This is a genomic window from Kineococcus esterisolvens, from assembly GCF_050871405.1.
Taxonomy (GTDB): domain Bacteria; phylum Actinomycetota; class Actinomycetes; order Actinomycetales; family Kineococcaceae; genus Kineococcus.
On record NZ_JBJLRI010000145.1, the window covers coordinates 1 to 1,700 of the forward strand.

General features: G+C 74.6%; 1 protein-coding gene. It reads left to right on the forward strand.

Annotated elements, in window-relative coordinates; genetic code table 11:
- Positions 1–1,700 (forward strand): dihydroxyacetone kinase family protein (locus ACRYR8_RS21135; RefSeq protein ID WP_432486230.1); only part of this gene is annotated, 1,700 nt, incomplete at both ends.

The window sequence follows — 1,700 nt, forward strand, 5'->3', positions numbered from 1 at the left end:
TGACGAAGATCTTCGGGGACCCGTCCTCGTTCGTGGACGACGCGATGGCGGGGTTCTGCGAGCTGTACGCGCAGTACGTGCAGCCGGTGCCGCACGGGGTGATCCGCTCGACCGCCACGCCCGAGGGCAAGGTCGCCGTCGTGGTCGGTGGCGGCTCGGGGCACTACCCGGCCTTCGCCGGCTACGTCGGCCCGGGCCTGGCCGATGCGGCGGTGTGCGGCAACGTGTTCGCCTCGCCCTCGACCCGCTGGGTGTACGACGTGGCCAAGGCCGCCAACCGCGGCGGTGGGGTGCTGCTGGGCTTCGGCAACTACGCCGGTGACATCCTCAACTTCGGTCTGGCCGCCGAGCGGTTGCGCGCCGAGGGCATCCCGGCGGAGCTGCTGGTGGTCACCGACGACGTCGCCTCCGAGGGCCAGGGCGCCAACGGCCAGCGCCGCGGCATCGCCGGCGACGTGGTCGCCTTCAAGATCGCCGGGGCGGCCGCCGAGGCCGGCTACGACTTCGACGCCGTCGTGCGCGCCGCGCGCCACGCCAACGAGATGACCCGCTCGATGGGCATCGCGTTCGCCGGGTGCACCCTGCCCGGCGAGAGCGATCCGCTGTTCACCGTCACGGACGGGCACATGGGCATCGGGCTGGGCATCCACGGCGAGCCCGGCATCTCCGAAGAGCCCATCGGCACCCCCGAGCAGATCGCGCACCTGCTGGTGGACAAGGTCCTGGACGGCAAGCCCGCCGGCGCCCCGCAGGGCGGGCGCATCACGGTGCTGGTCAACGGCCTGGGCTCGACGAAGTACGAGGAGCTGTTCCTCCTCTACGCCCCCGTCGCCGCCAAGCTGCGCGCGGCCGGCTACGAGATCGTCGCCCCGCAGGTCGGTGAGCTGGTCACGTCCTTGGACATGGCCGGTGCCTCGCTGACCGTGACGTGGCTGGACGAGGAGCTGGAGCGGTTGTGGTGCGCTCCGGCGCAGGCGCCCGCGCTCAGCGTCGGTGAGGTCATCGCCACCACTGCCGCGCCGGTGTACGAGGTGCCCGAGGACGAGGTCGCCGACTACTCCGGCACCCCGCAGCCCGCGCAGGACGCCGGCCAGAAGGTCGCCGCGCTGATCGAGGCCGTGCGCGATGCGCTCGCCGGGGCCGAGGCCGAGCTGGGGCGCATCGACGCGATCGCCGGTGACGGCGACCACGGCACCGGCATGGTCAACGGCTCCGTCGCTGCGGCGCGGGCCGCTCGCGCGGCCGCGGACGCCGGCGCCGGTGCGGCCTCGACGCTGGCCGCCGCCGGTGGGGCGTGGGCCGATCGCGCCGGGGGCACCTCCGGGGTGATCTGGGGGGTGCTGCTGCACGCCTTCGCCGACCAGCTCGGTGACCAGGACACCCCCAGCGCGCAGCAGGTCGCCGCCGGCGCCGGCGCGTCGGTCGAGGCCGTGCAGCGCCTGGCCGGGGCGCGCGTGGGCAACAAGACGATGCTGGACGCGCAGGTGCCCTTCGCCGAGAAGCTCGCCGAGCGCGTCGGTGCCGGCGATGACCTGAAGAGCGCCTGGGCCGCGGCGGCGCAGGCCTCGACCGAGGCCGCCGAGGCCACCAGGGACCTGCGCCCGCAGATCGGACGCGCGCGCCCGCTGGCCGAGCGGTCCCTGGGCCACCCCGACGCCGGTGCGATCTCCCTGGCACTGGTCACCCGCACCATCGCCGAC